Raw genomic sequence first — 398 nt, 5'->3', positions numbered from 1 at the left:
CCCCATTCCCAGCGGTGATCGGTCCTGGTTGATTTAGGTGTCTATTTGCGTGTCATTGACGGTCCATACAAAGGGCTCACGGCGTCGGTAGGCGAGGATACGAAGGAGTACTCCGCATCGACCATCAAGGCTCCGTTAGTGGTTACTGCGCTGAAGAAATTCGGCGATGACCTAGACAAGACGGTGACGGTCGATTGGGACAATGGTGTTGGCGGAAGCGTGATTGGCCCTGGCCAATACACGCTCGACGGGCTGTTGCAGTACGTGATGAGGTATTCGGACAACACCGCGGCGAATGGGTTGATTGACGCTGTCTGTGGTTTCGAAGAGGTAAACAAAACCATCAAGGAAGCCGGTGTTGACGACAAGCGCTTCCACCTGGGAATCAAGTTCAACAT

General features: G+C 53.8%; 1 protein-coding gene. It reads left to right on the top strand.

The features are described from left to right. Positions 1-45: 45 nt before the first annotated feature. The coding region (locus tag ACXIUA_RS00030; RefSeq protein WP_457975835.1) for a serine hydrolase at positions 46-398 on the top strand (353 nt) is incomplete at its 3' end.

The organism is Corynebacterium sp. UMB8791 (assembly GCF_054166365.1).
This window is presented reverse-complemented; position numbering and strand designations above follow the sequence as displayed.